At 42.3% G+C, this 25,951-nt stretch carries 24 protein-coding genes and 2 tRNA genes; 5 read left to right on the top strand and 21 right to left on the bottom strand.

The features are described 5' to 3' along the window. Positions 1–215: 215 nt before the first annotated feature. A complete protein-coding gene (locus A9957_RS03220; protein ID WP_292343174.1) occupies positions 216–665 on the bottom strand; it encodes a toprim domain-containing protein in 450 nt (149 codons plus the stop codon). 104 nt (positions 666–769) lie between these two features. On the opposite strand from A9957_RS03220, the gene A9957_RS03225 reads away from it, so the two are divergent. Both A9957_RS03225 and A9957_RS03230 read left to right on the top strand, forming a co-directional pair. After that, the gene (locus A9957_RS03225) at positions 770–976 is read left to right on the top strand and encodes a hypothetical protein (RefSeq protein ID WP_096712708.1); all 207 of its coding nucleotides are present in this window, start codon (positions 770–772) and stop codon (positions 974–976) included. A 41-nt stretch (positions 977–1,017) separates the two neighbouring features. Then, positions 1,018–1,347, top strand: coding sequence for a hypothetical protein (locus tag A9957_RS03230; protein WP_367121715.1), 330 nt, complete (start codon positions 1,018–1,020; stop codon positions 1,345–1,347). A gap of 143 nt (positions 1,348–1,490) precedes the next feature. On the opposite strand, the gene A9957_RS03235 is transcribed toward A9957_RS03230, so the two are convergent. The 12 genes from A9957_RS03235 to A9957_RS03285 all read right to left on the bottom strand — a co-directional run bounded on the left by A9957_RS03235 (position 1,491) and on the right by A9957_RS03285 (position 13,942). After that, positions 1,491–1,769 carry an acylphosphatase gene (locus A9957_RS03235; RefSeq protein ID WP_096712707.1) on the bottom strand — a complete coding sequence of 93 codons (279 nt, stop codon included), beginning with the start codon at positions 1,767–1,769 and terminating at the stop codon, positions 1,491–1,493. Between the two features lie 21 nt (positions 1,770–1,790). Beyond that, positions 1,791–3,686 (bottom strand): threonine--tRNA ligase, encoded by a 1,896-nt coding sequence (locus A9957_RS03240; RefSeq protein WP_292343175.1) that lies wholly within the window; start codon positions 3,684–3,686, stop codon positions 1,791–1,793. 52 nt (positions 3,687–3,738) lie between these two features. Continuing rightward, the gene (locus A9957_RS03245; RefSeq protein WP_105460951.1) at positions 3,739–4,833 is read right to left on the bottom strand and encodes an AI-2E family transporter; all 1,095 of its coding nucleotides are present in this window, start codon (positions 4,831–4,833) and stop codon (positions 3,739–3,741) included. A gap of 81 nt (positions 4,834–4,914) precedes the next feature. Beyond that, positions 4,915–6,174, bottom strand: coding sequence for an RNA-guided endonuclease TnpB family protein (locus tag A9957_RS03250; RefSeq protein ID WP_105460950.1), 1,260 nt, complete (start codon positions 6,172–6,174; stop codon positions 4,915–4,917). Continuing rightward, a complete protein-coding gene (locus tag A9957_RS10570) occupies positions 6,174–6,239 on the bottom strand; it encodes a hypothetical protein (protein ID WP_241645854.1) in 66 nt (21 codons plus the stop codon). Before A9957_RS10570 ends, A9957_RS03250 begins: the two co-directional genes overlap by 1 nt. 293 nt (positions 6,240–6,532) lie before the next feature. Then, positions 6,533–8,506: a phosphoadenosine phosphosulfate reductase family protein gene (locus A9957_RS03255; RefSeq protein ID WP_292343178.1), complete on the bottom strand. Its 1,974-nt coding sequence runs from the start codon at positions 8,504–8,506 to the stop codon at positions 6,533–6,535. A gap of 39 nt (positions 8,507–8,545) precedes the next feature. Next, on the bottom strand, positions 8,546–9,904 hold the full coding sequence (gene gltA / locus A9957_RS03260) for an NADPH-dependent glutamate synthase (protein WP_394328854.1): 1,359 nt from the start codon (positions 9,902–9,904) through the stop codon (positions 8,546–8,548). An 8-nt stretch (positions 9,905–9,912) separates the two neighbouring features. Next, positions 9,913–10,764 carry a sulfide/dihydroorotate dehydrogenase-like FAD/NAD-binding protein gene (locus A9957_RS03265; protein ID WP_105460948.1) on the bottom strand — a complete coding sequence of 284 codons (852 nt, stop codon included), beginning with the start codon at positions 10,762–10,764 and terminating at the stop codon, positions 9,913–9,915. Between the two features lie 116 nt (positions 10,765–10,880). Beyond that, positions 10,881–11,309: a sarcinarray family MAST domain-containing protein gene (locus A9957_RS03270; protein WP_096712701.1), complete on the bottom strand. Its 429-nt coding sequence runs from the start codon at positions 11,307–11,309 to the stop codon at positions 10,881–10,883. A gap of 980 nt (positions 11,310–12,289) precedes the next feature. Beyond that, a tRNA-Asp gene (locus A9957_RS03275) sits at positions 12,290–12,362 on the bottom strand. 94 nt (positions 12,363–12,456) lie between these two features. Next, positions 12,457–12,568 (bottom strand) — tRNA-Tyr (locus tag A9957_RS03280). Positions 12,569–12,742: 174 nt separating this feature from the next. Then, positions 12,743–13,942 (bottom strand): methionine adenosyltransferase, encoded by a 1,200-nt coding sequence (locus A9957_RS03285; RefSeq protein ID WP_096712700.1) that lies wholly within the window; start codon positions 13,940–13,942, stop codon positions 12,743–12,745. A 217-nt stretch (positions 13,943–14,159) separates the two neighbouring features. On the opposite strand from A9957_RS03285, the gene hisG reads away from it, so the two are divergent. Genes hisG through hisB form a run of 3 tightly spaced genes read left to right on the top strand, consistent with a single transcriptional unit; the run spans position 14,160 to position 16,360 of the window. Next, complete coding sequence (gene hisG / locus A9957_RS03290; protein WP_096712727.1) at positions 14,160–15,014, top strand: ATP phosphoribosyltransferase; 855 nt, start codon at positions 14,160–14,162, stop codon at positions 15,012–15,014. Positions 15,015–15,026: 12 nt separating this feature from the next. Continuing rightward, the gene (gene hisA, locus A9957_RS03295; protein WP_096712699.1) at positions 15,027–15,779 is read left to right on the top strand and encodes a 1-(5-phosphoribosyl)-5-[(5-phosphoribosylamino)methylideneamino]imidazole-4-carboxamide isomerase; all 753 of its coding nucleotides are present in this window, start codon (positions 15,027–15,029) and stop codon (positions 15,777–15,779) included. 2 nt (positions 15,780–15,781) lie between these two features. Further along, the gene (gene hisB, locus A9957_RS03300) at positions 15,782–16,360 is read left to right on the top strand and encodes an imidazoleglycerol-phosphate dehydratase HisB (protein ID WP_105460891.1); all 579 of its coding nucleotides are present in this window, start codon (positions 15,782–15,784) and stop codon (positions 16,358–16,360) included. Here the strand turns inward: hisB and A9957_RS03305 are convergent, their stop codons facing one another. The 8 genes from A9957_RS03305 to argJ form a co-directional block, all read right to left on the bottom strand. Next, positions 16,361–18,463 (bottom strand): endonuclease MutS2, encoded by a 2,103-nt coding sequence (locus A9957_RS03305; RefSeq protein ID WP_292343181.1) that lies wholly within the window; start codon positions 18,461–18,463, stop codon positions 16,361–16,363. A gap of 1 nt (position 18,464) precedes the next feature. After that, a complete protein-coding gene (locus tag A9957_RS03310) occupies positions 18,465–19,319 on the bottom strand; it encodes a DUF4130 domain-containing protein (RefSeq protein ID WP_165868984.1) in 855 nt (284 codons plus the stop codon). Further along, complete coding sequence (locus A9957_RS03315; RefSeq protein ID WP_096712695.1) at positions 19,316–20,452, bottom strand: radical SAM protein; 1,137 nt, start codon at positions 20,450–20,452, stop codon at positions 19,316–19,318. The genes A9957_RS03310 and A9957_RS03315 overlap by 4 nt, the downstream gene beginning before the upstream one ends. A 69-nt stretch (positions 20,453–20,521) precedes the next feature. After that, complete coding sequence (locus A9957_RS03320; protein WP_096712694.1) at positions 20,522–21,037, bottom strand: metalloregulator ArsR/SmtB family transcription factor; 516 nt, start codon at positions 21,035–21,037, stop codon at positions 20,522–20,524. A 46-nt stretch (positions 21,038–21,083) separates the two neighbouring features. Then, positions 21,084–21,803, bottom strand: a complete 720-nt coding sequence (locus A9957_RS03325) for a sugar phosphate isomerase/epimerase family protein (protein WP_096712693.1) — start codon at positions 21,801–21,803, stop codon at positions 21,084–21,086. Positions 21,804–21,944: 141 nt separating this feature from the next. Continuing rightward, the gene (locus A9957_RS03330) at positions 21,945–23,267 is read right to left on the bottom strand and encodes an ADP-dependent glucokinase/phosphofructokinase (protein WP_096712692.1); all 1,323 of its coding nucleotides are present in this window, start codon (positions 23,265–23,267) and stop codon (positions 21,945–21,947) included. Then, positions 23,268–24,743, bottom strand: coding sequence for an ADP-specific phosphofructokinase (gene pfkC, locus A9957_RS03335; RefSeq protein WP_292343183.1), 1,476 nt, complete (start codon positions 24,741–24,743; stop codon positions 23,268–23,270). Positions 24,744–24,765: 22 nt separating this feature from the next. Next, on the bottom strand, positions 24,766–25,944 hold the full coding sequence (argJ, locus tag A9957_RS03340; RefSeq protein ID WP_292343185.1) for a bifunctional ornithine acetyltransferase/N-acetylglutamate synthase: 1,179 nt from the start codon (positions 25,942–25,944) through the stop codon (positions 24,766–24,768). Positions 25,945–25,951: the final 7 nt, after the last annotated feature.

A 25,951-nucleotide genomic window follows, 5' to 3' on the forward strand; every position in this document is an offset into this window, starting at 1 on the left:
AGAATACTGTAATGTGTGCGGTTACTGGACAATAGAGTAAACAGCACGCCCTTGATTCCATAACTATACTTGCGTGAGAGAGGTAGTATGATGCAAGCATCCTCCTGTAAGATCTGCACTCAATGCAGGAAAAAGTTAAAGGTAATGAAGATGAAATCCAATGTCCTTTACTACTGCCGCAAATGTGGCAGGACAACTTTCCGGAAATTACTTCACTAATACTGTTGTAAAACAGTATATCTCATTTTTTCCATGTGACTATCAAGACTTTCTACATCTTTTATCTCTTTTTGAACAAGGGACACCAATCTATTTCTGATAGAAGTATCCACATCGACACCCATGTATTCCAGGTCTGTAGATATCTTATCTGCAAGTATGTTTCCCCTTCTGTCCCAATCAGTCAGAACAATAACACAGCGATCCATTTTCCGCAGTTTTTCGGATAGATCAAGCAGGGGAATATGAGTTACTTTCTTAATAATACCATGTACACCGAGACTGCGCAATGAAGAAACATCCCTTTTTCCTTCAACCAGAATAATGTCACCTTCATCAGAACATTTTATGAGCTCGTTCAGCAATTCATCAAGCAGTTCATACCTTCTCTTAATTTCATACATCGAAGAGGTAGTCAAAGAACTATTGTTCAAAAAAGAAGACATCAATAGCCATAGAAAGGGAGAACTTATAAAAATAACCCTTCTGTTAAGGGTCGAAAGTAATATATACAAATCTTTTCAAAATAAAATAAGAAGGAGGGGGTTTCTTGAGCTGTATATTTTGTGGAAAAGAATGTATGGATTACGAGATTGAGGGCGGATCCGAAAAAGATGCAGAATCGGGTAAAATAATAGGAAAAGTCCATGTATGCCTGGACTGTATCGAAGAATTACGAGATGTACTGGGAGTCACTTCTCTTGAGAGGGATGTTTCTTCCGTAGAATATGAGATACTTGAAGAGACTATCCGCTGATAAATAAGGAGGATGATTTTATCCCTTATTTTAACCCTGAGATGGAAAATCTCGGAAGAGAAGAACTGGACAGCCTTGTTGATGAAAGGATTAAATATACTGTCAAGTATGCAGCAGAAAATTCGCCTTTTTACAGGAAATGGTTCAGGGAAAATAATGTCACACCTGCAGATATTACCACCCATGAGGATTTGCTGGAATTACCAATTGTTACAAGTGAAATCATAAGAAACAACCAGCCTCCTGAAACACCGGATTTTCGTTTTAAGAGTGCAGGCTGGAAAGATGTCTATACAGTGCATGAAACCAGTGGCATCAGCGGGGTGCCCAAATCGTATGTGACCGTGAGAAAGTCCAGGAGAACTTCCTGAAATGTTTCCTGCAATCCAAACCTGGTCTGCAGGATGCCTATAACAAGGAAGCCTTTGAGATATTATTCAATTTCCTTTCTAAAAGGGAGATGGAATTCTATAAAGTGAAAGGACGCCAAAATGAGTAATTGACAGGAGATAAATTATCTCCTGATACTGAAATCATTAAATTCGCCTGTTGGGGACTCCCAAACTATTTCGACATTATCTACCCGGGATGCAGGAGGACCTTCTTTGAGAGCATTCAACAGGGCATCTATTTTACCCTTACTACCTTCGACAACAGCTTTTACCCTGCCGTCCGGGAGGTTTTCCACATAACCTGTAAGTCCGATGCCGGATGCTTTCTGCATGGTAAAGGAGCGAAAGAAAACACCCTGCACAACACCGGATACATGTATTATTGCACGTTCCATATCCATAAATTAATTTTCGAGACGATATTATATGAATCTTGGTCTCATGCTAAGTTTTTGTGCAAGAGGCAGGTGACCCTGAGGCATCCCGGCAGTTTCTGCAATAATACGGCTGTTGAGTTCATCCACCGACATTTCAACCCTGGAAGGCTTCTTTGGTCTGGATTCTTCCCTCACAGTGACATTGATATTACCGCTTTCAGTTTCCCTGTCACCGACAACTACCACATAGGGAACCCATTCCTGTCCTGCATTACGTATCTTCTTGCCAACTGTTTCTTCCCTGTCATCTATATCCGCACGACACTGAAGACGTGATGCAATCTTTTCGGCAAATTCCATATGTCGCTCTGCAATGGGTATGATCCTGACCTGTGTAGGTGATAACCAGACCGGAAGCATCGGGACTTCTCCCCCTTCAGCCTTCATGGAGGCCTTTTCCAGCAGGGAATAAATACAGCGTTCAATTGCACCGCTGGGTGAACAATGCAATACGACAGGTCTTTTAGCTTCCCCTGCCTGGTCGATATACTTAATATCATATCGTTCTGCATTTTCCACATCTATCTGGACTGTGGAAAGCGCACTTGCCTTTTTCAGGGCATCCACAAAATTGAACTCGAACTTGAGCACAAAGTAGAAGAAACGTTTCTCCCACATTTCCACAAGAACAGGTTTATTGACTTTCTTTGCAAGAGCAGTGATAAATTCCTTATTCTCCTCATAAAAGTCCCGGGTAAGCCTGATTGCAACTTCATAATCTGAAACATCAATCCCGACATCTTTCAACACATCTATTGACATCTGGTACTGGCGACCGAACTGTTCGACAGCCTGGTCCATATCCTCGCACATTGTATGCATATCCGGCATTGTAAAAGCCCGCAACCTGCGCAGGCCCACCAGTTCACCCCTCTGTTCCTTACGGAAACTGTAACGTGTAAGTTCCACCATTTTCATCGGGAGGTTGTGGTGGGAGATGGTCATATCATGACTCATCAGAAACTGGCCAAAGCATGCCGCAAATCTCAAAAACATCTGGCGTTTATCGGATTCGATGGAATACTGACGTGCAGGGAACCTGTCCAGGTATTTCTTGAGCGTTGGGTGATTCATATCGTACATCAAAGGTGTTTCTACTTCCATTGCTCCTTCTCTGGCAGAAGAATCCAGCACATACCGCTCAAGCAGGGATTTGATCAACCTGCCTTTGGGATAATAACGCATGTTACCGGAGTCAGACCCGGGTTCATAATCAGCAATCTCAAGTCTGCGCATCAATTCAACATGAGGAGGGACCTTTTCCACAGCCCTGCTTTTGGAGATTTCATGATCTACAAAGGTAGCTAGATTCTCATGATCATTGAGATTGAAATCATCAACATCATGCAGCACACCGTCCGGAGTCAGGACCTTCCAGTAAGATTTGGCCGTACTTTCGGCTTTCAGGGCTTCAGATACAACTTCTTCCTCTGTATCTACTACTTCACCACATGATTCGCTTTCTGGGTTGATAGTTCGGGAAAGTTCTGAGAGAGGATGCCCTTTGCAACTGATTTTGAATGATTTATACCACCCAAAAGGAGCACGTTTGACATTAAAAGAATCAATAAGGCTATTTTCAATATCCTTCATTACAGAAACTGCCACCTTAGGGGAAGAAAGGTCGGAACTTAGATGGGCATAAGGATAAAGCATTACATTGTCAGTATTTACCTGGGATGCAGTCTTTTTGATCTCAGTAACTGCCTTTTCAGCCACATCTCTCGGGTTTGCCTCATCAGTACTTTCCACCGCCATGAAAGCGGTCAAAGCTTCATCTAGTCTGCCTTTTTTGAAGGAATTCTCTATTTGCTCTGCAACAGGAGTACTTTTTTTCACTTCGTATTCAATATAATCGGAATGGATAAGCAATAATTGCATGAACTCACCTCGGGTCTTCTGGATAAATTGGAACAATCCTTATTAACCTTTTTCAAATGGAATCGTTCTTATGGCACGCTTCATCCGAATCCTTGCCGGAATCTTTAGTATCCTGACTGTTCGAATTGTCAATATATACCCGGTAAGCTGCCACCAAAGCCCCAAGGAGTACCGGTGCGGCAAAGAATCCCGCTATTCCCCCTACAAAACCTCCACCCAGAAATACAACGACAAGTACTACCGGATGTATCTGGGATTTCATGCTCACAAAATACGGACGCAGAAAAAGCTCAGGCGGGACGTAGATTACTATAGAAGACACAATGAAAAAGACAATTGCAGCCTCTGCGCCCATTTCTATGTACCTGATAACAGACAGTGCCAGAAGTACCATATAACCGGCAAAAAGGGGAATCACAGAAGCAATAAATATCAGGGTCGCAAGTGCCGGTATATGAGATAAACCAAAGGCATAAAACACAATTACTGAAATCGTACTTACAGTCAGAGCAGCGTAGGCATTACCTATAAATATTCCACTCAGTATCCGGTCCAGCTCCCGAAGGTAACGGCCCGTATTTAACTGGGTTCCCGTTGGAGCGATACATACCGCAGAAGCATACAGTTTCTCACCTTCAAGCAACAGGAAATAGCAAACAAAGATTGCCACAACCAGATTGACCATAAACATACCCAGACTTTTGGCATACGAAACAAAACCCAGGCTACCTGCAAAAGAAAGAATCGAAAGCGATGAGTCCCAAACAAGCTGGTTGATATGTTCAAAATATGTACTCGGCACTATTGCCCTTATAAAATCAAATATGATCCCAAGTACCTGTGACTGGTTTTCGATGACCCAGATAAGCTGTCTGAATATCTCTACAAAACCGGTGCCTATTATGATAACGAGAGGCGTTACGATAAACATCGTCGCAATGAATGCCCCATAATGATTTTTCCTGTTTATCTTTTCATATATCGGCCTGCAGATATAGGCAAAAACCAGACCCAACACGATACCGTCTGCAAGAGGGAGAAGAATTTTCACAAGAGCCAGAAATACAATGAAAAAAGCAATAAAAGCAAGTATTTTCCACCTATTTTCGATAATTACGGATACGCCGTCTATATCTTTTAGCTCCATGAAACTCCCTTACATTATTGATAATAGTCTTCCAATAAACTATCTCATATTACTATTTCATTATATTGAACTACTCCACACTTACGCATGGAGATTCCTACGAGTTGTTATGTCATTCATTGGATGTATTTGGGATACATCAAATGTCAATAACCCTGTTTGTCGTAGATTATGAGCAAAATGCTCATAGCCTGTCCAATTGGCATTTTGTGATAGGTAACGTATCATGATATTGATAGCACTGTTTCTATCTCTATCAATAACGTTACCACAATCACATGTCATATCACGTCTATATAATGGCATCTTATGTTGTTTTCCACAAACATAACATGTTTTTGACGTATATCTTTCATCAATTTTAACTACTTGTTTACCTATAAGTTCTGCTTTATAGGTGAGAAATTCGATGAAACGTGATAAATAACCATTATTTTGTGTAGAACGATTCAACGTTTTGTTTTTCGATTTACCCATATTTTTAACGTGGAGTTTACCTGCAATAATTGTATTGGCTCTTGTATTCTCTACCATTGATTTAGATAATTTGTGTTGCCAATCTTTTATCTGATTATTTTTCCTTCTTACCATAGTACGAATAGTTTTGTTTAATCGATGCCATTTTTTACTGTATTTTTTGCAATGGTCACGCCTTGATTGAACTGCACTGATTTTAGAATCCCAATATAAATCATATCGTGGATTGTTTATTTCAAAAAATTTTCCTTTATCATTTATTGCAGTAATCGTTTTGGTAATCCCTAAATCAATTGCTTGAAAATGATTATTTTGAGCATAAGGCACATTGATTTCAGGTTCATACGTAATCGTGACAAAGAAATCTCCATTACCCTTTTTATCTTCATTGAATATTTCGATTTGTTTGATTTTCAAATTTGATATATCTTGTTCAATATCAATTATCAAATCTTCATCATTCATTTTATGTGAAAATCTAATACTATTTCCAATTACTTTGAAACCACTCTGATTATATGTTATTGTAAAAAAGTATTTACGACTTCTAAATCGTGGAGTTCTTGCTTTTTTGTCTCCATTTTTGTGAAGTCCAAAGAATGATTTGTAATTAGCATCTAATTTACGCAAAACCATCTGGCATGATTTAGAATAAAGAATATTTATATCAGGATTCTCTTTTTTAATTTGTGGTAAATCATTCTGTTGTTTTTTATATGAAATGGATTTTTTATCATTTTTCCATGTGTCTTTTCTTTCAGATAATGCAATATTATAAAGAGATGTACATGCATTGGATAACTCCCAAAGCATATTCTTTTGTAATTCAGTTGGATGAATTTTGTATTTCTTTGTTAATTGCATTATTTGCCCTGATTATCAACATAATTTATCAAAACATCCAGTGTAACCTGTCCAGTTGTAACCAAAAAATATGATCTTATCCAGAATGCATCTTTGCACTTACATTATATACGGTTTTTTCAAACAATCAACTACAAGAGGATTCACCAGCATATCTCTTCTATATTCTACACTTTGTACAAAATAATATTGTAGTAAATATACAGAATGACTGGCCTTATCCAGATTGTTATTCATAGTTATCTGTATAAATTTATAATTACAAATAACTTATGCAACTTTTTATTTTATATAGCACGGCTTTCATCCCTTACCTTACGGAAGGGGACTTCTCACCTGTTTAGTTAAAAGCAGCGCATCAAATGTCAGGAATGATACGGTTAGCATAGCGGACTACCACACAGGACTCATTGCATTTTCCACACCCTGTGCAGGAGTCATGTATTTTAATTTTCCCGTTTTTCAATTCAATGGAACCTCTGGTACATGCATTGAGACATACCCCACAGCCACTGCAACGGGCAATACGTAGCAACTGTAAACATGCATTCCTGTACATCCTGTCTGCAACTTTCCTGTCAGCAGCTGTTACTTTCAAGTTACCCGATGCAAAGAATTTAACCGTACATGAGCGACTCTTTATGAGGACAACACCCATCTCAGGGGAATATACGACATTACCCAGCATTCTCATTACATCCGCTGCTTCTGAAAGTGACACCCCGCGTATCCGGGCCTCTACTGAAAAATCGCCTCCACTACAGACAGAATGTCCGGAAACTGCACTTATGCTGAAATCTTCTGTTTCAACGGGTGTGATAGCTATTCCCAGCTGTTTTGCCAGGGCAAGCATTTTAGGAGGATGCTGCTGCCAGCGCCAGAAACCATATTCGGCATATTCCGGGGGCAGGCCTTTTGAAGCTGTCCATTTTTGCAGGTATGCCATCCATCTTTCATACAATCCGGGGAACAATTGCCTGACCCTCTCGAATTCACATTCAAGGGTCGAAGGGCAAAGATAGCAACCCACCCTTTCAAAACCCATATCATAGAGAGGGTTATAAGCAAGGTTTTTCCAGTAGATGTACAGCCAGACCTCAATAGCCCTCCACTGCCTGATTGGAAAAACGTTCAGCTGACCCGGCACAAAAGGATTGGCCTCGGTTGCAGCAGTCTCCTGCCTGGAAAAAGACTCATATTTGCGTTTACCGTCAATTGCAAGACATGGATTCTCCGCACTGCATGACTCAAAAGCCGAATTAGCAGGACCCAGTTTACAGACTTTACAACACCAGCGGAAATCCTTTCCAGGTGGACCGAAACTCTCCACATTATCCCAGAAAGCATTCTCTGCCTTTTTTTCAATAAGTTCTATGCCATTGGCATTGCAAAACTCATGTGCAAATTGCACTGTCTCAGGAAATTCAATCCCCGTATTGAGGAAAATTGCCCTGAGACGGCTGGCATCCAGTGCCCTTCGGGCAAGGTCCAGCGCAACCAGACTATCCTTGCCCCCACTGAACGATACGTTGACAAGAAAGGAAGAATAGGCGGGATCATTGCCAATCCCTTTTATCATGTTTACAGCATTGGATTCTATTCTTTTGAGAGAGGATTGGTTGGCCTTAATGACAGAATCCATGGAAGGCGCTGATTGTTTCAGGTTTGCAGAAATCTTTTTGATTTTTTTGACCCGAAGCAAAGGTTTGCCTGGCCTGTAATTAGCTGAATCCTCAAGAGATATGCCAATACCCACCAATTTTCCACATCGCAGCAATACCGGGTCACCATTTTTGATATCCGGGGAAAAATGGTCGATACCCTCCATGGAGATTTTTTTACCGTTTAAATGGCGACCGGAATAATGAAGATGTGCTGTTTTTGAATGTGTATGGTTTAGCAGGACGCTGGCACCCATGTCCGTGGGTTCAAACCTGAATTGCTTTTGCAGTATATCAAAATACATATGCCCGATACGTATGCCATCAACCAGTACCTCATCATTGCGGTCATCCCCTGCAACCTTGTTCAACAGTATGACTCTGTCAACAAAAGGATTACAATCATACAGTTGCCGTAGCAGGTCATCAAGTAGATCTCTTTCATAGGCAGAAGCAAATCTCACATCACAAGGAGAGGTCAGGGGTAATTTCGTACCTTCACTGCCACAAATATCACAGACAGGACCTATTAAAGGCACATTGCAGGAGTTACACCAGAAAATATGGTCGGCTAACACCTGTTTATCGGATCGTTTTCGGGTCTTCCTGGTCTTTGGACGACTCTTTTTGCCTGCGGAAGCAAAAGTAAATGTAGAGCGTTTTTTTTGCATTTTATAATGATATGAATCCTTTCTTCAATTAACCTTTTGTCAGGACCGGTTTTCAATATACCGATTAATGGTTGCAGCTGCCTGCTTACCCGCGCCCATTGCGCTGATTACAGTTGCAGCACCGGTAACCACATCACCACCCGCACATAATCCTGCCAGGGATGACATCGCATCTTCATCAACAACTATTGTGCCTTTCGAAGTGGTTTCAAGTTCTTCTGAGCCTGCAAAGATAACTGGATTTGGAGATGTTCCGATAGCAACTATTATTATATCAGCATCGATCACATGCTCAGAACCTTCAATTGGTATAGGGCGCCTCCTGCCGGATTCATCGGGTTCCCCGAGTTCCATATTTACGCATTCCACACCTGTAACAGTCTTATTCTCACCTTCAAGGATACGGACCGGATTGGTAAGCAGGTTGAAAACCACACCTTCTTCCTTTGCATGTTCAACTTCTTCAATACGGGCAGACATCTCCGCCTCACTACGCCGGTACACAACTGTTACTTCTTCTGCACCCAGCCGGAGGGCACTGCGGGCAGCATCCATCGCAACGTTACCGGCCCCTACTACAACAACCTTATTTCCGCATTTGATGGGTGTGTCATAATCCGGGAAACGATAGGCTTTCATCAGATTGACCCTTGTAAGGAACTCATTTGCAGAATAAACACCGTTGAGGTTCTCCCCTTCAATACGCATGAATCTGGGAAGACCGGCACCTGTACCTACAAAGACCGCATCGAATTCATCGCGGAGTTCATCAAGGGTTTTTATCCTTCCTATGACATAATCCACTTTTATGTCAACCCCAAGGTTACGGATATAATCTACTTCTTGCCTGACAATGTCCTTGGGTAGCCTGAATTCGGGTATACCGTAGGTCAGGACCCCGCCCGGTTCATGGAGAGCTTCATAAATGGTTACACCATGCCCTGCTTTTGCAAGTTCTGCTGCCGCAGTAAGTCCAGCAGGACCTGCACCAATGACAGCCACGTTTTTCCCGCTGGATTTTGGTTTTTCCGGGGATTTTACTCCTGCATCCCTTTCATAATCCGCACAGAAACGCTCAAGCCTGCCGATAGCAAGAGGCTGGCCCTTTTTGCCAAGTATACAGAATTTCTCACACTGCTCTTCCTGAGGACAAACACGTCCACAGATTGCCGGCAGGGCATTGGATTCCTTGAGTATACCAATAGCCCTATCAAAGTCTTTGTTCTTGATCCTTGAAACAAACCCGGGGATATCAATATTAACAGGACATCCTGCCACACATTGGGGATTCTTGCACTCAAGACAGCGTCCCGCCTCGATTACAGCCTGCTGTTCTGTGTACCCCAATGCGACTTCATCAAAGTTTCCAATCCTTTCCTCTGGTTTTTGCTCAGGCATTTGCTGTTTCAGTGACACTTACAATCATCCCCGCATTTTTTGTTGTAACTTTCAAGGGCTTCCTTTTCCTGCGGTCTGTAAAAAGAAAGCCTGCTCATCATAAGGTCAAAATCCACATCGGCTGCATCAAATTCCGGGCCATCCACACATGCAAATTTGGTTTCTCCGCCAACAGATACACGGCAACCACCACACATCCCGGTACCATCGATCATAATTGGATTGAGGTTTACAAGGGTTTCCACGCCATAGGAGGCAGTTACACCGGCCCCTACTTTCATCATAATAGGCGGACCGATTATGACAATACGGTCAACCTGCTGGTCACTATCAAGAATATCTTTAACAATATCGGTTACAAAACCGTGATGGCCTTTGCTCCCATCGTCAGTAGCCACATAGAGTTCATCACTCACCTCTGCCATTTCATCTTCAAGAATGAGCATTTCTTCATTGCGGGCACCGATTATAGATATTACATGGTTACCTGCCTCGCGATAGGCACGTGCCTGTGGGTACACAGGAGCTACACCGACACCACCCCCAACCATTACTACTGTGCCGAGTTTACGGATATCAGAGGGAGTGCCCAGAGGACCGACAAAATCCTGCAAAGTCTCACCTGTCTTGAGGGTTGTTAATTGTTTGGTAGTCTTGCCCATTACCTGATAGATTACCGTTATAGAACCCTCATCAACATCAAAGTCAGCTATTGTGAGAGGGATGCGTTCACCGCTTTCATCAATACGTAATATTACAAATTGGCCCGCTTTCGCTGCTTTTGCTATATCCGGAGCTTCGACCTTCATGAGGTCCACATCAGGAACAAGATTGCGTGTTTGAAGTATATTGTAAGACATATGATCACATCAACGATTATTGGATAAGAGGGAGAGATGTACGTATAAAGGTCTATCCGATGGTTTCAATTTACTAATAATATTTGTAGCTTTTCAATTGTTCTTAAAGCCAGAAATCACAATATCATTAGTTTTTGCGACGAAGCAATAGTAAACCCACTATTGCAAAAGCAAAAAGAGGACTGGCAAAACCAACAAATGAAAACCCTGAAGATGAGTCTGATCGTGGGATGTAGGAATTTAGAGAGAGGATAATTATCATCCCATATCCCGTCTTCAACATATTCATCCGTGATGTGGGGAATTACAAGAATAGAAGATTGCTCAATATTTAATTCAGGAGATTTTACAGGATTGATTGAATAGTGGAATCCAACCGGAACCCCACCACATGCCGTATTTGCTGCCTCCCCCATTACCCACTTATAGGTAAATGTTTCATTGGGGGCAAACTTACGTGAAAGAGTTGAATTGAATGCACATGACCCTGTCTGTATTTCCAGAGATGCGCCATGATCCAAAATGTGTTGGATCGATAGTGACATCGACAACACTTGCCTGTTTTACGGTCTCTCAACTGCCAATGAGAAAGACTCATTTGCATCCATAACAGGAGAAGGAGTGAAATGTTCCGGATATAGTTCACCATTACAATAGACCTCAGTCACTGCATAGGAACCATTGGCAAACACGCCTGTAGAAAAAGATACTACCCCAGTTTGACAGTTTCTACTCTTTCTTGAAGAGAATGTCTTCTCTTTCAACCCAAAATTTTCATTTTTTTGTCAGAAAAAGCTATTTGACAGTCCAAACAATTTCATGTGAAAAACTCCGATTTCATCGGTTTTCCTTTAAAATGGATGCAATTTTCAGGAATTTTGGCCTGAATTTACTCGTTGAACCCTTATTTTCATAAGAATAATGCTCATCTGTCAAATTCCATTAAACTATTTTTGGATATTTTTTGCTTGAAAAGAAAATGAAATTGATCTAAGAGGCTTATTTAGAAGATTCAACAATGCTGTCAAATTCTTTGTCCAAAAAATGGGCAAAAATCAGAAAAAACACAATCCAATGACTTATGTGATACTGTCAAATCAATGGGGCAAAAAATGGATAAAATTATAAAAACAAGCATGAAGAAAGAAAAGATGCTAGCGAACGACTAAAAGAAAAAAGATAAACATAGAGATTAGAATAGAACCTAAAAAGAGAGACATTCAGTTGATTAAAAATAAAACTGTCAAAGTTGGGATACTATGAAAATGAAAAAGACACAGAGCAATCTGAATATGTAGTGATCTGTGATTCTGTTCCACAGCAATATTCTATCCGATATTCTGAAACAACTAAGGACGAGAACTATATAAAAATTATCGTTTTAGAACTAAGTAATTGTATATACACATGAACAGACGTGTTCTTAAAACAATAATGATACTACTCTGTTACAAAATTATAGAAAACAAAATTAGATGTGAGTTTTGGCCCCGGCAGAACCGGAGCCTTTCGGAAAAGTTTTGTACGCCCGAACCGGGATTCGAACCCGGGTCGGGGCCTCGACAGGGCCCCATGATAGACCTCTACACTATTCGGACAATGTCCGGGCACACTTTTCCGCTCACACGAGCAGCACTCAAATACATTTAATTATATATAAGGGTTTTGTTTACACCCTTTAGAAGAGGTGTTTGGTCCCGCCTCCCAGACTCGAACCGGGGGCATCGCGGTAACCGCGCGGTATGTGGATAATCCACACAAACCATACTACAGCCGCGCACTCTACCAACTGAGTTAAGGCGGGACATTACTCAGCGAGATATTCTCATCCTCACAATCTTATATAGACTTTTCGCCGAATTCCCATTCCAAAGGCATATAAATTCAATATCCGCAGGAAAAATCACCAGCGCTTAAAAGCAAGAATAAAAAACAAAATTCAAAACCACTGAAAAGAATAAAAAGAGGCAATCTTGTCTCAGAAAGTGTCAATTGCCCCGTTTATAACAAGATCGGTGATCTTGGTAATATTACCAAGCCACTCATCGGCAACTGCTTCGGCATCATCCTGAATTGTAGCGAAATTTGCCCCCTCTTCGGGAATTATTTGGATGCTGGCAACCATGGGCTGATCAATAGGTTTACCTATCTGTGATAGCAGTCGCACATATACTTCATCTACTTGTGGCACGGCTTCCACAATATCCCGGGCCATCTGAGTAGAAAGCAAATTGTATATCTTACCTACATGATTGACAGGGTTCTTACCACTCGTAGCCTCCATACTCATGGGCCTGTTCGGGGTTATCAAACCATTGCACCGGTTCCCCCGACCAACAGAACCATCGTCGCCCATCTCCGCAGAAGTGCCTGTTACCGTCAGGAAGATACAGCCACAACCACCCGCAGTATTATCGGCAGCATTGACATATGCATTAACGTTCCTGTCAGTGTATTTGCCCGCAATATCCAGAATATAATCCTTCATCTGTTCCTTGAAACTAATATAGGCATCCATATCATCAACATATTTGTCAACCATTCCACAGCAAACAGTCAGGGAAATATCATCTTTCTCCCGCAATCCCATGACCTTGATGTCTTCACCTATTGCAGGTAATTTCCCTTTCAGATCACCTATAAGCTGCTTTTCGGTATCATACACTATACGCTCAAGTTCGGAAAATGATGCATGGCCAACACCAAAAGATGTATCATTGGCAGTGGGAACTTTTTCCCGGCCAAATACATCCCGCAGGTCAGAAGATCCCGTACCAAGTTTGCAGTCAAGGATAATATCCCTGTCAAGATCAAGATTTACAATATTATTTCTCAGGTAATCATGTGCTGCCGAGACAGCTACTGTTTCAGCCGGGATTTCCACACCATTAAATTCCTTTGTAGCCCTCCCCACAAGAAGAGTATAGATTGGCTTGATGACCTCCCCACCACCAAAAGCAGGGGAAGAACGACCTGCAACAATCTGGGTTTCATCCGTGTTATGGTGAAGTACTGCACCGCATTTTTCGATATATTCAGCACAAAGGGCACGGCTTACAGCCTCTGCAATTCCATCAGATATACTGTCTGGATGTCCCACACCCTTACGTTCAACAAGCTCTATCTCCTGATTTTCCACAGGTGTCTGGACAAGTTGCTCAACCTTTATATTCCGCATAACCAAACCTCATGAAAATACTAAAATATGAATTAAATAAGGCTCCAGTATCAAATCTGTGTTGATATGAAAAACCCATTCTATATAAATTGGATACTATATGAAAGTGAATTAATTACTGGAAAACAAGATATCTTATGGATACTTTTTCTTCATCAAACCTTTATATGCAATGAAAGTATTGGAAATGTTGACCCAGATTCCAGAGGCAACCAGGATGATACGCATTGCAATACCAAATAAAGGCAGACTCCACGATCCGACCGTGAAACTCTTCAAAGAAGCAGGTCTCCCGGTACTTGAGGGATCAAGCCGCAAACTTTTTGCAAAAACAACAGACCCGGATATGACATTTTTATTCGCAAGAGCGGCGGATATTCCCGAATATGTGCAGGACGGAGCTGCAGACGTAGGAATTACCGGGCTTGATCTTATAGATGAAACTGATGCAGAAGTTGAAGTTATGCTGGATCTGCATTTTGGGAGGGCAAAGCTGGTACTTGCAGTTCCTGAAGACTCAGGGATTAAAGCCCCTGAAGACCTGAAAAATATGCGGGTTGCTACTGAATTCCCAAATATTACAGAGAAATATTTTAAAAATGTTGACATTCCAGTTGAAGTTATCAAAGTAAGTGGTGCCTGCGAGATGACACCCCATGTGGGAATTGCAGATGCAATTGTTGATATATCCAGTTCCGGCACAACTCTTGTGACAAATCATCTCAGGAAAATTGCAGAGGTGTTCAGCTCATCTGTGTACCTGATTTCAAATGCCGATAGTTCCCAAAGGGAAGAAAAAATCCAGCACATAAAAACAGCCCTTGAAAGTGTACTCCATGCAAAACAAAAGCGCTATCTTATGATGAATGCCCCCTCAGGCAAACTGGAAAATATCAAAGACATCCTGCCAGGTCTTGCGGGCCCGACTGTTATGAAAGTAGAATCAAAAAATTCCACCCATGCAATACATGCCGTTATTGATGCAGACCAGGTCTTTACAATAGTCAGTGAACTGAAAAAAGCAGGTGCATCAGACATACTTGTTGTACCCATCGAAAGAATGATACCCTGAGGAGAGTAAATAATGGAATTTGAGGTCATCCCCGCTGTAGATATGAAAAACGGGAAATGTGTCCAGTTGATACAGGGACTGCCAGATAAGGAACGTATTTCACTTGATGATCCCGAAGCAGTTGCGATTAAGTGGATCGGACAGGGAGCAAAAACACTGCATCTGATAGACCTTGACGGAGCCATCGAAGGGAAAAGGAAAAACGCCCCTATAATAGAAAAAATCATAATGCTGTGTGAAAGACAAGGAGTCGAAGTACAGGTAGGTGGCGGAATTCGCTCTTTTGAGGATGCTGCAAACCTCCTGCACATGGGTGCTAACAGGGTGATACTAAGCACCGCAGCTGTCCAAAATCCGGACCTGGTTGAAAGACTTGCCAGGCAGTTCAAACCCGAAAACATTAATGTCGCCCTGGATTCAAAAAATGGTAAGGTTTCTACAAAGGGATGGACCGAGCAATCCGAGTATACCGCGGTACAGCTCGGGAAAATGTTCGAAGAAAAAGGCGCAGGAAGCATTCTGTTCACCAACATAGACAAAGAAGGATTAATGGAAGGTGTGGACACAGAACCCACAACAGAGCTGGTTAATGAACTTACAATACCGGTGATTGCTTCTGGAGGAGTTACAGCCCTGAAAGATATTTTGACCCTGAAAACAACCGGTGCCTGCGGTGTTGTGGTAGGGAGTGCTCTTTATGCAGGAAATTTTACCCTTACAGAAGCGATAAATACAATCAGAGAGGAAATCTCTGGTGGAGAGTAAGTATGCCAAGAATTTCCACTGTATCCCGTACTACCAGAGAAACCAGCATAGAACTTACGATCAACATCGATGGCAAAGGGGATTCACAGATAAATACAGGCATCGGTTTTTTTGACCACATGCTGGTATGTTTTGCACGACATTCAGGTTTTGACCTTACAATCGATGCTAAAGGTGATCTGGAAGTAGACGGCCACCACCTGGTAGAGGATATTGGGATCGTAATGGGGCAGGCCTTTGACCGGATAATGGCAGAAAAGTCAGGAATTGCCCGTTTTGGAGAAGCAAGAATACCAATGGATGAGGCTCTTGCAAGCGTAGTAGTGGATATAGGAGGGCGCAGTTATCTGGTGATGAACACTACTTTTGAATCCGAAAGAGTAGGGGAATTCAACACCCAGCTTACAAGGCATTTCTTTGAATCATTCGTCTCCAATGCAAAACTTACCCTTCATGCAGCTGTATATGGTTACAATGACCACCACAAAATCGAAGCCCTTTTCAAGGCATTTGCTCAGGCAATGAAAAAAGCAACGGTTATCGAGGGCAAAGAGGTCAAAAGTACAAAGGGATGCCTCTGATTAGCATCCTTCTTCGAATTTATTTTTCAAACGTCTGTAAAACTCCCTTTCAACTTCCCCCCCACTTCTGAAAAGACGCTCCACGATTAACTCCGGAGTACTCTTTGCAATATGATTATAAATCGGATTGCGATCAACAATCAGGTTCAATTCATTATCAAGTCCTTTTGCTTCAATTCCATCCACCCTGATGGAGGCATCGGTATTTTCCAGTATCTGGTCGGCAAGATGGGAAACAAAAATAGCCATTGTATTGGATTCTTCAGAAAGGGTTTCAAGGATACCGGCTATGATTTTTGCAGAAGCTCCGGGTTCGGTGATGGATTCAAGTTCATCGACAAGCACAAGTTTGGATCCCGCCCCTCTCAAAGCTGAAAATGAGCGTAAGGTAGTTTCAAATGCCCCCGCATCAAGAGTGCCCCTGGATTTGCTGAAATAATACAAACTATCAATCGGCCCGATCTTCAATTCATCTGCCGGCACAGGGAAACCCATGTGGGAAAGAATTGTACATTGAGCCACTAACTCCAGCATGGATGTTTTTCCTCCGGAATTCACACCACTTAAAAGAACTACGGAAGAAGTGGGAACCTGCGAAGGAGACATGATCGAGCCCAGAGAATAATCTATAGGTTCCACAGCAACACCCTTTTCACAAAGGAAAATATTTTTTCCATTCTTGAGACCCATACCACATTCATCTTCAAAGCCGGCAAGTTGCATCTGCAGAGAATGACCAAAACGGGCCACTGCCAACCCCACATCCAGATCAAGTAACCTCATAACAAGTTGTTTCAGGGGTTGCCTGAATTCGTGTAGCTCATATGCAATATTCCTTTTATGAGTAACTTCCCTGCGGAATATCTGCTGTTTGATCTGTTCTTTGAATTTTTGTAACTGGGACATGTCGGCTTCTACAGGATAACAAAGTTCAGAGGGGAAAAAATAATCCACTAATAGAGATTCATTTTGCTTCATTGAAAGGGTTTCAATGAATTCTTTTCTGGCATCATTAATTATCTGGCTGAAAGATGCCGATATATTGCGTGAAAGAATATCCTTTAACTCCATCTCATCCCTGATAACACCCAACATATCATTCCCGCTGAGTGTAATACTACTTTTTTGGAGGAGATCATTTATTTCCTGGTTGCACTGGTCTACATATTTTGTAAGTTCCGAATCCACATTATCCAGAATATGATGTAAGCGGTCTATTTCCCCATCCCTGCCTTCAACAATATTTCCTTCAGGATTAATGGCAGCCATGAGATTGCTAAGAGCCGAAATATCCGCATTGACTACTGGAGGTATGCCTGCTTTATCCAGTGCAATTGCAAGATCCAATGCATTCATTATTCGTTCATGATTGAAAGCAAAAAACGAAATCTGTTTTTCGGGTAAAATATGCCATTCCTCAATTTCCCGGGCATTTGTTATTATTTCAGGATTCGTATCCTCTGGAAAATCATATTCCAGGAAGGGTTCTCCTATGGCAATTACATGGGGATAACTGCGTGCAACATCTGCAAATTCCAGAGGATCTTCCACCAGCTGGACCTCAATGCTTTTACCATATTTTTCCTTTAAAGTGCTGTAATCATCTGTATTTGAAGTGACAATTACCCTATCCCTGATCCGGGGAATTGAAGGAGAGTTTTTCAGGGGTTCTATTCTGGAAAGACTTGCTGAAATCCTATCCATATCATCGAGCATGGAGAGGTATTCCATATGGTTTTCAACCCAGTCCCGGTTTATGTCAATAAGGTCTTTCCTGCTTGAAGGATATGGGATATAAGTGTGCAACTTATCCCTTGCATAAGGGGTAGAAGCATAATTTTTGATAGAATCGATTACCCGTTCATAAATATCGACTGAATCCCGGGTTTTCAAAAAAGAGGAGATATCAATACCATCCTGTGTAGACCTCACATCGTGTACAAGGGATATGGCATACCTTCTACCTACTCCTTCGATCTCCGATATACCGGCTATATCCCCTCTGAGAATTGCCGCCATGGCATCCTCTTCACATCCAAAATGAGATATAAAGCGCTGTGCCATTTTTTCTCCTATACGTGGAGCATCAACCAGTGACTGCATATTATTGACCACCTTGTTTCTCATTCACAAAATCAAGTAATGTAGATGTGGGAATACCCCGTTCTACAAAATACCGATCTTTTTTAGACATTGTACTATAGCCGGAATCGCCGCGGGGCTGTAATCTTTTTGAAAGCGAATGGTTACGTCTGTTGTCTATCATCTGGCTTTTGTAATAGGTATCCCACAATTCTTCCGGATTAGCAGAATCTTCAGAAGGAATCAAATGTTGTATTGAATCCACAGATGTTTTCAGGAAATGCTGCATCTTCAGGATTTCACCATTGCATACATAAGCAAACTTTCCACCAACAACAATTACCGCCCTATCTGGATTGCGTACTGCAAGCCACCTGCAAAGCATATCAGACACATGGTTTTTGGGAGTTACATTTACATAAAGGACTGTATCTCCGCAAACTGGCCGCACAAACATGCAAAGTCTGTGATAATTGTTTTTAACCTCACACATGTACCGGTAATATCGCTTGTAAAGTCTTTCTTTACCACAATAAAGACCATCCACCTCCCCTTCACACCCATGCAATAGTCTCACAAGCTCTGCAGGATTGCATTTTCTGTGCCTGAGCACCAATTCTATATAATTCAATGGAGGGGAATCAAAATTGGTTATTCTGTGCCACCCATCGGGAAAAACTCTTTTGGCCAACTGCTGATTATCAACCTTACTATTGAATCCAACCCGAATTATTTCAGCTGTCGGGTAGGTCATTTTCAATTTCGTTTCCCCTTCTTTGGGATCACAGGCAAAAACCAGATCTGCCTCTGGCCGTTGCCTCAATTCCAGACAGGCCAGTAAGACACCTGTTACAGTGGCCTTAAAAAGAATAATCATGTGCATTCTCCTGCAAACTGTATAAGGTTAGTTTGCCCGGAACCACCAATTTTGATAAAGGGGCGTGCACGACCTATAACAACACCCATACGTGCAAGTTCATCCTCCCCATAAATTGGCCTGGATCTCAGGATACGGGAAGCACTTATAGGCCCTATACCCGGCACCCTGAGCAGGGAAGAATAATCGGCGCTGTTTATTTCTACCGGAAACATTTCCGGGTTGACCCGGGCAAGTTCAAGTTTAGGATCATCATTCAAAAGAAAACCATCGTCATTATAGATTTGATCAATATGCCCGGAATCCAGGCCATAATCTTTCAAAAGATAAGATACCTGATAGAGCCTCTGTTCCCTCCATTTTGGAGATGTTGAACCATTCTCAAGCGGAGTATCAGGTACCGGGTCAAAACTCATAAAATAAGGTCTGCGCAACTGGTATTTTTCCATGAAATCATGCACGGTATTCACAATATCCCTGTCGGGTTCGTCAAGGGCACCCACAACAAACTGGGTATCGTTGGCACCTATGATCTTATGATCATATCTGTGCAATTTCCTCTGTTTCCTGATCAATTTGCAGATCCAGTTCAAACGCTGAAGGACATCATTTTTGTAATCGAAATTGGGACAGATTTCCGAATAGTTCACAGAACCCGTTGTTTCTGCATTTACCCCGAATTTGTTGGCAACCCCGGCTACCTCCTGCAGCAAATGGAAAGGTGTACCGGGCATGAGCCGAAGGTGGATATAACCATTAAACCCCTGATTTCTCAAGAGCCGGGCCACATGAAGCTGTTTTTCAGTTGTTGTTTCAGGATCCCCGATAACACCGGAGGAAAGGAAAAGGCCTTCGATCGCATTTTTCCTGTAAAAATCCCAGGTAATTTTCACAATCTCTTCCGGGGACAGGGAAACCCTGCGCACATCCCTGTGACAGCGATTAGGACAATAGGTACATTCTCCGGCACAGTAGTTGGTCAGTAATGTCTTGTATAATTGAATGCAGCGCCCGTCTGGCCCGAAAGCGTGGCATACTGCACTCTGATTACAGCTGTCATACTTTGTACCCGAGGAAAGGTATCGCATCCTCTCATGCAAAGTGAAATGATAGCCGTCTGAAGGAATACTCATTACATGTAACTAAGTTCATCGCCTATATAAGAGACAAGAAAGTGGATTGAAAGTATTCGTTGGGCACCTTCATTCCCTGACGTGAATGTCAAGCCGAATCCTTGTGATAGGTTCCAGCTTTTTCCAGTCCACGATTGTATCATCTTCCAGTACGCAGTCATTCACGTTTTTATCCCCCAATTGGCCATCAATCTCATAAACATAAAGGCCTTCCTCCCCATCAGTAGAAACAATCATCTCCCTATCTCCCTTTTTCCTGACATCAATATCTGCCACATTGCGCAGGGCTTCCATAAGGCAAGCACCTTTCTCGACTTCCACATGCCTGGTGGGAGCAAACGAATCAACAGCCAGATGAATATTTTTCCTGTTGGGTTTTAATACATGGGATTTTCCGAAAATATGTCTCTCAAGGAGTTCTGATTCTTCAAGCACCTTTACATGCTTGGAAACTACCGATACTGATATATCCAGTTCCCGGGCAATTTCAGATATATGCATTTCGTTGCTGCTTAAGAGTTCCAGTATTTTAATCCGGGTTTCACTACCAAGTGCATGAAATATCCTGCATCCCATAGAACTCATATACAAATCAAGTGAATTGTAAATATATAAATTTAACTGGATTTGTTCATTTGATACCCATATTTTTCAGAGCAGAAATACTCTGAAGGGCATCTTCAGCTGATTTATTCTCAATTATCTTAATAGAATTGTTTTGGCGGAGTAATCCCTGTATGGCCGAAAAATCAATGTTTCCCTCACCAGGGGGCAAATGTTCATCGTTATCCCCGTGGTTATCATGAATATGAAAATGGGAAATCTCACGTTCAAGAAATGCCTCCAGATTGCCCATTGTGTTGGCATGACCAATATCCAGTACAAAATCATTTGCCCCTATCTCAAAATCCGGTTTTCTGAAAAGGAAACATTCCCATTTGGGCATATTTTCCACACATATCCGCACACCGGCATCCTCACCAATCCTTTCCAATACAGGCAACGATTTTTGGAATGCATTAAATGCAAAATCCCTATCATAAGCAAAGGGGAAATAACCGGGATGGACAACCATGACTTCAGCATCAATTTCATTGCAAACACCTGCCATGTCTTCCACAAGTTGGAGAGCTGCATTCCTTATAGGTTCACGAATGCTTGCAAGATTGAGGTCTGTACTGGGAGCATGAACCGTATATTTCAAGTCATAGGAAAAGGCGATTTCATCCTGCCTGAATAGGTCATGTCTTCCTTCAGAAAAGATTTCTGCACAATTGACAACGTGTTCAATATTTTGCAAAGCTTCACCAAGCGATAAGTCGTGATAAGCAAACGAAGAGATACCGATCATAAGTAAAATACTCCTGGAATATAAATAATAACCCTGATTACTTTAACTTATGGCAAGTGTACTTGAGACTATATTAAACTTATCTCGAATCCACCAAAATTAATATAAAAATTGCAACACGGAATGGATAGCCTGAAATTTTCAGGATCTATTGCGTAATTCAAGCAAGCGCAGGAAAGAAGATGCAGTAAATGTATCTCCCAACCCAACTGTCACTGCCGGCTCATTGACCACAAGCGTGGGAATTGCACAAAAATAATACTCATTGAAGATACCACATATCCCAAAACCATACTGCCTGGCTCCAGTAATAGACTTTATTCTCTTAACCTGCAGGCTACCGTATTCACTGCGCTTGAATTGACTGCACCATTCCTCCAGTTTGGACCTGTCCGGCAATAATCCTGAAGAAGCAAAGTATGCCGCACACTTCAAACCAAAATCAATAGCATCTATTTTCTGCTCATTCAGGTTATCTGAAGCAGAGAGACAAAAGACAAAATCCCTGGTATGGACAACAAGGGCTCTGGCCAAACAACCTTTAATGCAATTGCGGGCCGCTTGGAACATTGCGGAAATATCCATTTCATGTATGCCTTCTATCCCAAAACCCATCTTCTGCGTCAGGGTTGCAAGTTCATCTTCGTTCAAACCCATAGAATCAACCCTTCCTGCAAGTTTAAGGAAAACATGCCTGGCGATATCCGATGTCGCAAAATGACCCAACTCAGCATGGATGAAAAACCCGGGCATCGAATTCCATTCATCAATCTGTGCAAGGACAGGAGATAACTTTTCCTCGAAAGAAGAACCATCCGGATAGGAGGGTTGGAGCATATGAAAACCGGATACAACTGCACCATCCATTTCCCCAATATATGCGGTTGCATATTGTTTGAAGAAGGAAGAAATTGTCATTTGAGGGTTGAATTTATCAAATGTTGCAATGAACCTGTTTTCCCGGGATACAGTTATCCTGCGGCCGTATAAGTCGAAATTATCCCCTTGACGAAAATCAAAAACAAAATGTACCGGCTCCTCTTCACCCCTCTGGCTTTCGAATTTTGGAGGCAGCACCATTCCCCTTTTTGAAAAAAGAGCCTCCTGTGTCCCGGAAAGATAAACAACATTGGGAACAATCATATCCACATTGAGCCCGGAGAGGACATTGGCCATTATACCCATATTCCCCCCAATTCTGATCTCTGCCCGGTCAAAAAAACGTTTCTTGAGAAAATCAAGAACATCCCGGGAATAAATGAACCATTCTGCACCCCTGCCATATTCCATACAATGGATAAGTCCGGCAAGGAAATCTTCGAGGGAATTTATGATATCCGGCTGGCGTTCGATCTTCATCAGCAGTTCCTTTTCATCCACCTCACCAAGGATGGATTCCACATCCCTGCCGGTTATCCTGTAAACTGCATCGATATTAGCGTTGTAACCGCAAAGGATATTCATTCAATCCTCCCGCGGACTGCACATACCTGCCAGCACAGCTGCAAAGGCACTTGCTGAAATAGTATCTCCTATACCTACCGTATCAACGGGATGATCCACCACCCTGGCCGGAATGATCAATACGTCATGATTGCGGGTGCAGATACAACCTCTTTCAAAATCGTCCAGATTACATTTTCCCTGCCTGACAAGATAGGCACCCAGTTTGTCAATTTGGTCCATTCCCTGTGTGGATATAGGTACATCCAGACCTGCTTTTATATCCTCAAAACTGTCTATCCCGCCCTGAAGGGCTCGGGCAGCGGCTGCAGTGGATGCAAAAAGCAGGGAATCAAGATGTTGTTCAATATCAATTGGACAATCTTTGGAAACAACACATATATAAAAGCCCAGAGAGTGCACATGAATCCTCTGCAATCTGAGCTCATGAAGCAGCCGGACAGCTCCTTCATAGAGGGCTACTATAGCATCTTCTCCCCTTTTGATTACCGAATATGCAAGTTCTTCATAACCCAATACATTCAATGCATTGGCAACTTCCACAGTATCAAGACCCAGTGAGTGGACATGATTGCGCACAATATCATTCAGAATTGCTGAGCGAATGAATTTATTCTGTATGGAAGTGAATTCCACATGTATGCAAATATCAGGATTGGCTTTTTTTAACTGGCCTATTGCCCCTACCGCACGTTCTACATAATCCCTGTAAGTCATGCCATCTTCATATTCTTCTTTTATCATCTGGTAACCGGAGAGAATAGCCCCATCGACGGTTTTGCCCATCTCGGGAAGGTGCTCATAGACCTCATCGGACATATCGATACGAATCCAGGGCGGACGTGATGAAATGATCAGGCGGTTATTACGAGGAACTATTATCCTATCCTCGGCATATTTCACAGAGAGTCCTTTATTGAATTCTATAATCCAGTTGACCTTGGCTTTATAATTGGAATTGCAGGCCTCTGCAGGAGGAAGCAATTCCATCCTGCCCTCTCTGACAAAAGGATGTAAAAGATTAGGGGAGGATACAAAGTAATCCGCCTGCTCAGGGGAAAGCCAGGGGATATAAGCAATTACCTTATTCAGGTCCATGTTGGCAAGCAGATTGGATATTATCCCGGCCTGCCCCCCCATCCTGGCTTCATCAAAAACAAGATTATCGGTCAACCATTCATGGATATCAGTTGAATAGGTGGGAATTTCCGCAGCTTTACCGTCCTTCATTGCAATCAGGAGTCGTGCAAGGAAATCTACAGGAGAATCTATCTGTCGGGGATAGGAAAATATTCTCTGCTGGACAGTATCCACATCCACTTTCCTCAGCAGGTTTTCCACATCACCGGGACCAATGTGCTTGATGGCATCCACATTACTGTTGTAGGCAACAAATATTCCGTTTACACAGTGAATATTTCGTGCAATCGACTCATAACTCTCAATGTATCTCTTATCCCACTCAGATATATCCATTCAAATTCCCCCTGAAACAATATCATGTAGTATATTCCGCATTAATACGCACATAGTCATATGTAAGATCACAACCCCAGGCAACCGCAGAAGCTTCCCCAAGTGAAAGGTCCACTGAAATTATGACAGTATCACTTTCCATTATGGATTTTAGCTGTCTGTTGGCAGAGATATCCGCCACATGACCGTGATCCACCAGAGTAACTGCATTTTTTCCATCCGAAAATTTCAGAGAGATTTTATCCTGATCAAGAGAGGCACCTGAATATCCAGCTGCGGCAACAACCCTACCCCAGTTGGGATCATGCCCGTATATTGCAGATTTTACAAGAGGTGACCGTACAATGGTTTTGGCAACCTTGCGTGCATCGGCCAGGTCAGAGGCACCGTTTACCTGTACTTCGATAAGTTTGGTAGCACCCTCCCCGTCTCGGGCAATTTTCTTTGCAAGTTCCACAAGGACATAATCAAGTCCTCTCTGGAAATTTGCTACATCAGGAGCTATTGAAGAAGCACCTGTTGCGGTTAACAGAGCCATGTCATTGGTACTGGTATCACCATCGACTACCATCATGTTAAAACTTGAATCGTTGGCTTTTACAAGACATTTTTTCAGTGTATCGGCAGAAAGAATAGCATCAGTATAGATAAAAGCAAGCATTGTTCCCATGTTGGGCTCGATCATACCGGAACCCTTTGCAATACCTCCGATACGTACACCACACTCCAGTTCTACAGCCACTTCCTTTTCCATCAGATCAGTGGTCATGATGGCTTTTGTAGCATTGCGGCATCCCTGAGGATCCGCAGAAAGTGCCCCGTAAACTTCATCCAGATGATCTTTTATCCAACCTACATCAAGAAAACGGCCAATTACACCGGTGGATGCAACTGCGATGTGGGAATCCTGAACTCCCAGTTTGCTGGCAGCAGCCTTTGCCATCTCACGGGCATCGGCCATTCCCTGTTCACCGGTGAAGGCATTAGCATTTCCGCTGTTTATAATTGTGCCTGCAATATATTTATGGTTTTCAAGATTGTCTCTGGTAAACACTACCGGCGCCGCTACAATCTTATTGCGTGTAAAAACGCCTGCGCAAGGACCCGCACCTTCAATCAGTGCAAGGCCCATGTAATCATCCTTCAAACCGGAAGCATGGACGCCACGTACCGCACATATACCGCCTTCAATTGCTCTCATGACCGCA

Origin of the sequence: Methanohalophilus sp. DAL1 (assembly GCF_001683555.1) — an archaeon.
GTDB lineage: Archaea > Halobacteriota > Methanosarcinia > Methanosarcinales > Methanosarcinaceae > Methanohalophilus > Methanohalophilus euhalobius.

Excerpts from the sequence above, each read along its gene's own strand:
- A9957_RS03320 (WP_096712694.1), bottom strand. The coding sequence starts at position 21,037 with ATGAGTTCTATGGGATGCAGGATATTTCATGCACTTGGTAGTGAAACC.
- A9957_RS03240 (WP_292343175.1), bottom strand. The coding sequence starts at position 3,686 with ATGCAATTATTGCTTATCCATTCCGATTATATTGAATACGAAGTGAAA.
- A9957_RS03235 (WP_096712707.1), bottom strand. The coding sequence starts at position 1,769 with ATGGATATGGAACGTGCAATAATACATGTATCCGGTGTTGTGCAGGGT.
- A9957_RS03245 (WP_105460951.1), bottom strand. The coding sequence starts at position 4,833 with ATGGAGCTAAAAGATATAGACGGCGTATCCGTAATTATCGAAAATAGG.
- hisB (WP_105460891.1), top strand. The coding sequence starts at position 15,782 with ATGCCAAGAATTTCCACTGTATCCCGTACTACCAGAGAAACCAGCATA.
- A9957_RS03305 (WP_292343181.1), bottom strand. The coding sequence starts at position 18,463 with ATGCAGTCACTGGTTGATGCTCCACGTATAGGAGAAAAAATGGCACAG.
- gltA (WP_394328854.1), bottom strand. The coding sequence starts at position 9,904 with ATGCCTGAGCAAAAACCAGAGGAAAGGATTGGAAACTTTGATGAAGTC.
- A9957_RS03265 (WP_105460948.1), bottom strand. The coding sequence starts at position 10,764 with ATGTCTTACAATATACTTCAAACACGCAATCTTGTTCCTGATGTGGAC.
- pfkC (WP_292343183.1), bottom strand. The coding sequence starts at position 24,743 with ATGGATATATCTGAGTGGGATAAGAGATACATTGAGAGTTATGAGTCG.
- A9957_RS03255 (WP_292343178.1), bottom strand. The coding sequence starts at position 8,506 with ATGCAAAAAAAACGCTCTACATTTACTTTTGCTTCCGCAGGCAAAAAG.
- A9957_RS03230 (WP_367121715.1), top strand. The coding sequence starts at position 1,018 with ATGGAAAATCTCGGAAGAGAAGAACTGGACAGCCTTGTTGATGAAAGG.
- A9957_RS03325 (WP_096712693.1), bottom strand. The coding sequence starts at position 21,803 with ATGATCGGTATCTCTTCGTTTGCTTATCACGACTTATCGCTTGGTGAA.
- A9957_RS03310 (WP_165868984.1), bottom strand. The coding sequence starts at position 19,319 with ATGATTATTCTTTTTAAGGCCACTGTAACAGGTGTCTTACTGGCCTGT.
- A9957_RS03270 (WP_096712701.1), bottom strand. The coding sequence starts at position 11,309 with ATGTCACTATCGATCCAACACATTTTGGATCATGGCGCATCTCTGGAA.
- A9957_RS03315 (WP_096712695.1), bottom strand. The coding sequence starts at position 20,452 with ATGAGTATTCCTTCAGACGGCTATCATTTCACTTTGCATGAGAGGATG.
- A9957_RS03220 (WP_292343174.1), bottom strand. The coding sequence starts at position 665 with ATGTCTTCTTTTTTGAACAATAGTTCTTTGACTACCTCTTCGATGTAT.
- A9957_RS03285 (WP_096712700.1), bottom strand. The coding sequence starts at position 13,942 with ATGCGGAATATAAAGGTTGAGCAACTTGTCCAGACACCTGTGGAAAAT.
- A9957_RS03330 (WP_096712692.1), bottom strand. The coding sequence starts at position 23,267 with ATGAATATCCTTTGCGGTTACAACGCTAATATCGATGCAGTTTACAGG.
- hisG (WP_096712727.1), top strand. The coding sequence starts at position 14,160 with ATGATACGCATTGCAATACCAAATAAAGGCAGACTCCACGATCCGACC.
- argJ (WP_292343185.1), bottom strand. The coding sequence starts at position 25,944 with ATGAGAGCAATTGAAGGCGGTATATGTGCGGTACGTGGCGTCCATGCT.
- hisA (WP_096712699.1), top strand. The coding sequence starts at position 15,027 with ATGGAATTTGAGGTCATCCCCGCTGTAGATATGAAAAACGGGAAATGT.
- A9957_RS03250 (WP_105460950.1), bottom strand. The coding sequence starts at position 6,174 with ATGCAATTAACAAAGAAATACAAAATTCATCCAACTGAATTACAAAAG.